The sequence below is a fragment of the Allostella sp. genome, from assembly GCF_041913585.1.
Taxonomy (GTDB): domain Bacteria; phylum Pseudomonadota; class Alphaproteobacteria; order ATCC43930; family Allostellaceae; genus Allostella.
This window is the reverse complement of record NZ_JAYSFE010000219.1, coordinates 1-4,203: the sequence shown is the minus strand read 5'-3', so window position 1 is coordinate 4,203 and position 4,203 is coordinate 1. Positions and strand designations below refer to the sequence as shown.

General features: G+C 70.1%; 4 protein-coding genes. All 4 read right to left on the bottom strand.

Annotated elements, in window-relative coordinates; all coding sequences use genetic code 11:
• Nucleotides 1-442 (bottom strand): M81 family metallopeptidase (locus ACE3Q3_RS23210; RefSeq protein ID WP_374450039.1); only part of this gene is annotated, 442 nt, incomplete at its 3' end.
• Entirely contained in the window at nucleotides 439-1,908 is a 1,470-nt protein-coding gene (locus ACE3Q3_RS23205) for a M81 family metallopeptidase (RefSeq protein ID WP_374450038.1), read from the bottom strand. The genes ACE3Q3_RS23205 and ACE3Q3_RS23210, both read right to left, overlap by 4 nt.
• Nucleotides 1,905-3,386 carry a M81 family metallopeptidase gene (locus ACE3Q3_RS23200; RefSeq protein WP_374450041.1) on the bottom strand — a complete coding sequence of 494 codons (1,482 nt, stop codon included), beginning with the start codon at nucleotides 3,384-3,386 and terminating at the stop codon, nucleotides 1,905-1,907. Before ACE3Q3_RS23200 ends, ACE3Q3_RS23205 begins: the two co-directional genes overlap by 4 nt.
• 5 nt (nucleotides 3,387-3,391) lie before the next feature.
• Nucleotides 3,392-4,203 (bottom strand): MlrC C-terminal domain-containing protein (locus ACE3Q3_RS23195; RefSeq protein ID WP_374450036.1); only part of this gene is annotated, 812 nt, incomplete at its 5' end.

Here is a 4,203-nt window from a genome sequence, read left to right as displayed (position 1 = left end):
GCTGCTTCGTCAGGTGGCAGTGCGGGTCGAGCTCGCAGCCGATCGGCACGTCCGGGCCGACGATCGCCCGGATACGGGCGAGGATGTCGCCCTCGCAATCGTCGTAGCCGTCGGCGACCATCGCCCCGTGCAGGCCCATCAGGACGATGTCGACCGGCAGGGCGGCACGAAGCTGCTCCAGGATCTCGTCGCGCAGCGCCTCGTAGTCTCTGCGGACCAGCATCCCCGCCGGCTGGGCGAAGGAGCAGGTGCCCTCGATCACCGTCCAGCCCTTGGTCTCGGCGCGCCGGCGCGCCGCCCACAGCGGGCCGGTGCAGAGCGTCGGCCGGTCCGGATGCTGGCCGGGCGGGGCGTAGAAATCCTCGAGGAAGCTCTGCCGGCTGGTCAGCATCGGCGAGAAGGTGTTGGTCTCGGTGCCCAACGAGGCGGTGAAGCACTTCATCGTGCGGGCTCCTGGCTCCAGGGATTTTCGTCGAGCGGCCAGATCGGGCGCTGGACGCGGGTGTAGGGGATCGACTTGAAGTCGAGCGTCAGCGTGCCGGGCGCGCTGGTGTAGAGCACCTCCTCGGCCATGCGGCTGTAGGAGGCGTAGAAATGGTTGGTCGACTTGACGGCGCAGATGCGCTTGGCGCCGAGGTCGATGCCGAGGTTGGTGAAAAGGTCGGTGCCGAACGCCTGCTGGCGGTTGGAGATCAGCACCACCGCGATGCCGTCGACCGCGATCGCGGCGGCGTCGCCGATCGGCGCGAGCGCGTCGCCGAAGGTCTGGGTCGCGTCGCGCACCAGCTTCGTCACCGTCACCTCGGCGTCGATCGGGTCGCCCGAACCGGGGCCCATCTTGCCGCCGAAGCGCAGCTGGAAGCGCGTGCCCTCGCCGGCGTTGAAGCACATGCGGACCGCGACCGGGTCCCAGATCGGGCCGAAGGCCGCCTCGCCGATCCGGCGCTCCAGCATCCGGCGGAGGACGAAGGTGGAATCGCCGGGCGCCCCGCCGCCGGCATTGTCCGAGGGGTCGGTGATGACGACGAGGCCCTGGTTGCGGGCGACCGCGCGGTCCAGCGCGGCGTCGATCGGCAGGATCGGCGGGTAGGCATCGTCGCGGAAGGCGATGATCTCGCGCCCCAGCCGCTCCGCCAGCCGGTCGCCGAACTCCTTGCGGCCGTCGGTATAGACGACGACCCGGGTGCCGATCTCGGGCACGTCGGCATAGGGGAAGCCGTGCGCGATCGAGATCGAGAGCACCCCGTCCCTGCCCTCCAGTGCCTGGATGCGGTCGACGAAGCCGCGCATCGGCTGCCGCGTCGTCGGGTAGAGGTTGATCATCCGGCAGTCGAAGACCGACGCCACCGGCTTCACCCGCCCCTCGGCCATGGCGCCGATCAGCTCCGCCAGCTCCTCGCCGCGCTCGACGAAGTCGATGTGCGGGAACTCCTTGAAGCAGATGATGACGTCGGCCGCGGCGAGGCGCTTCATCGTCATGTGGCAGTGCGGATCGAGCTCGGCGCCGACCGGCACCTTCGGCCCGACGATCTCGCGGATGCGGGCGAGCAGGTCGCCCTCGCAATCGTCGTAGCCGTCGGCGACCATGGCGCCGTGCAGGCCCATCAGCACCAGGTCGACCGGCATGGCGGCGCGGAGCTGGTCGAGGATTTCGTCGCGCAGCGTCTCGTAGGCGTGGCGGGTGGTGATGCCGGCCGGCTGGGCGAAGGTGCAGGTGCCCTCGACGACCTCCCAGCCCTTCGTTTTTGCCCGCTTGCGCGCCGCCCACAGCGGCCCGGCGAAGAGGGTCGGGCGGTCCGGGTGCCGGCCGGGGGCGGCATAGAACTCCTCCTCGAAGCTCTGCCGGCTGGTCAGCATCGGCGAGAAGGTGTTGGTCTCGGTGCCCAGCGAGGCGGTGAAGCACTTCATCGGTCGGACGTCCGGTCTTGGTCGGAAACCCAGGGGTCGGCGTCGAGCGGCCAGATCGGGCGCCGGACGCGGGCATAGGGGATCTTGGTGAAGTCGCGCGGGATGGCGCCCGGCGCGTCGATGTAGAGCACCTCGGCGGCGATCGGGCCGAACTCGGCGAAGAAATGGTTGGTCGACTTGACGACCACCATCCGCCGCTTCGCGAGGTCGATGCCGAGGCCGGTGAAGAGGTCGACGCTCTTGGCCTGCTGGCGGTTGGCGATGAGCGCGACGGCGATGCCGTCGACCTCGATCGCCGCCGCGTCGCCCATGCGGCTGACGGTGCCCTGGTAGGTCGTCCGGAAGTCCGGCACCAGCTTCGTCACCGTCACCCGTGCGTCGATCGGGTCGCCCGAGGCGGGCCCGACCTTGCCGCCGAAGCGAAGCTGGAAGCTGGCCCCCTCGCCGGCGTCGAAGCAGAGCCGGACGGCGACCGGGTCCCAGAAGCCGCCGATGGCGGCATCGCGGATGCCGCGCTCCAGCATCCGCTTCAGCACGAAGGTCGAATCGCTGGGCGCGCCGCCGCCGGCATTGTCGGCCGGGTCGGCCAGCACCACCAGCCCGTCGTTCAGCGCCGACGCGCGGTCGAGCGCCGCGTCGATCGAGAGGAAGGGCGGACGGACCTCGTTGCGAAGGTCCCAAAGCTCGCGGCCGAGCTTCGCCGCCAGCGCGTCCCCGGCCGCCTTCCGGTCGTCGGTCACGACCAGCACCTTCGTCCCCATCTCCGGCACGTCGCCGTAGGGAAAGCCGTGGGCGACGGAGATCGAGAGGATGCCGTCCCTGCCCTCCATCGCCGTGATCCGGTCGACGAAGCCGCGCATCGGCTGGCGCGAGGTCGGGAAGCTGTTGATCATCCGGCAGTCGAAGACCGACGCCACCGGCTTCACCTTCTTCAGCGCCATCGCCTCGACGATGTCGGCCAGCTCCTCGCCGCGCTCGACGAAGTCGGTGTGCGGGAACTCCTTGAAGCAGATGATGACGTCGGCCGACCTGAGCCGCTTTGCGGTCAGGTGGCAGTGCGGGTCGAGCTCGACGCCGACCGGCACGTCCGAGCCGACGATCGCCCGGATGCGGGCGAGGATGTCGCCCTCGCAATCGTCGTAGCCGTCGGCGACCATCGCCCCGTGCAGGCCCATCAGGACGATGTCGACCGGCAGCGCCGCCCGGAGCTGACCCAGGATTTCGTCGCGCAGGTCCTCGTAGGCCTTGCGGACCGTCGTGCCCGAGGGCTGGGCCGAGGTGCAGGTGCCCTCGATGACCGTCCAACCCTTCTCGCGCGCCCGCCGGCGGGCGGCCCATAGCGGGCCGGTGACGCCGGTCGGTCGGTCGGGATGGGTCCCGGGCGGGTAGTAGAAGCGGTCCTCGAAGGTCTTCCGGCTGGTGGCGATCGGCGAGAAGGTGTTGGTCTCGGTCGCGAGCGCAGCGGTGAAGCAGCGCATCGCCGTCACGCCCCCGATCCCTTGGCCCACGGATCGGCATCGAGCGGCCAGATCGGCCGCGGAATGCGGGTATAGGGGATCTGGGTGAAGTCGCGCGGGATGGCGCCCGGCGCGTCGGTGTAGAGCACCTCCTCGGCGATCGGGCCGAACTCGGCGAAGAAGTGGTTGGTCGACTTGACGACGCAGATGCGCCTCGCGCCCAAGTCGATGCCGAGGTTGGTGAAGACGCCCCGGCTCTTGCACTGCTGGCGGTTGGTGATGAGGACGACGGCGATGCCGTCGACGTCGATGGCGGCGGCGTCGCCCAACGACATCAGGGTCCCGCAATAGTCGGCGGTGGCGTCGGGCACCAGCTTCGTCACCGTCACCTCGGCGTCGATCGGGTCGCCCGAGGCGGGCCCGATCTTGCCGCCGAAGCGCAGGTTGAAGCGCGCGCCCTCGCCGGCGTCGAAGCAGAGCCGGACCGCGACCGGGTCCCAGAATCCGCCGATGCAGGCGTCGCGGATGCCGCGCTCCAGCATCCGGCGCAGGATGAAGGTCGAATCGCTGGGCGCGCCGCCGCCGGCATTGTCGGAAGGATCGGCGATGACGACGAGCCCCTGGTTGCGGGCGACGCCGCGGTCCAGCGCCTCGTCGATGGTGAGGAAGGGCGGGCGGACCTCGTCGCGCAGGTCCCAGAGCTCGCGCCCCAGCTTCTCGGCCAACCTGTCGCCGAACTCCTTCCGATCGTCGGTATAGACCAGCACCTTCGTCCCCATCTCGGGCACGTCGGCATAGGGGAAGCAGTGGGCGACGGAGATCGAGAGGATGCCGTCCT